The sequence below is a fragment of the Brevundimonas pishanensis genome, from assembly GCF_022750635.1.
Lineage (GTDB): Bacteria > Pseudomonadota > Alphaproteobacteria > Caulobacterales > Caulobacteraceae > Brevundimonas > Brevundimonas pishanensis.
Window position 1 is genome coordinate 1 of record NZ_JAJKBG010000016.1, and the last position, 971, is coordinate 971.

A 971-nucleotide genomic window follows, 5' to 3' on the forward strand; every position below is an offset into this window, starting at 1 on the left:
GCCTATGTCGGCGGCCCGTTCGGCGATGCCCTTGGCCGCACCACCGGTCTGGCGACCATTGCCTATGACGAATACGAGCGCCTGTTCAAAGTGAACGTGGCCGATGCCTATCGCACGGCACCACGCCAGAGCTTCCAGTCGGAGACGGTGCGCCCGATGGTGCAGTCCACCGTCACCACGCTTGGCCCTGTCGGGACCTATCTGTCGCTGGCCGCGTCTGTCCCTGCGCCGGAGCCCGAGCCCATTCTGGCGCGCAACACCTTGTACAATGCCCCGTGGACGGGAACCGAAGAGCGCCGCGAGGCCCTGTTTGAAGTCTCGACCGGTGCCATGTCCTTCTCGGCATGGCAGGGCGAAGGCGGTGCCCGCTCGCCCTTCCGCACCCGCGCAGGCGACGGCTTTGCCGCTCTGGCCCAGTCCGACCACGCAGTCCGCGGCGTCATGAGTTTCGATGCCGGTGATCAGGGCCTGTTTATCGTAAGCGCCGACAGCGGCTCGGGGGACCGGCGCATGCCCCTGCAGCCGATCCAGCGCGAAGCCGCCTCCTATGCCCGCATGGGGGTGGACTGGCGGACCGCTCAAGGGGGCCTAGCCTTCAGCCTCGGCAGCGTTGACGAGAAGATGGGGCCGCTGGGCACCTATATGCCGCTGAACTCCGATCTGGCCCTGCCCTCGCAGACCAAGTTCACTGCGCTGGGCGGTGACATCCGCCTGAACGAGCGCCTGACCTTGACGGGTGAAGTGGGACTGGGCCGTACCGAGATCGACGGGCGTTTCCTGACGCTGGCCGACAAGGCTATCAGCTCGAGCTGGAACTTCGGACTACAGGCCAGCTGCAAGGGCTGGTGGTCGGGGTGCAGCACCCTGATGTGGGAAATCAGCCAGCCGCTGCGCATCGAGAGCGGGACGTTTGAAGCCACCTTGGCCGACGTGCCGCTGGATTATTTCGATCCGGTGACCTTCTCGCGCCG

1 pseudogene is annotated in these 971 nt (G+C 66.1%); it reads left to right on the forward strand.

The features are described 5' to 3' along the window. Positions 1 to 971 (forward strand): annotated as a pseudogene (locus tag LOX95_RS14170) (S8 family peptidase); the annotation flags it as partial.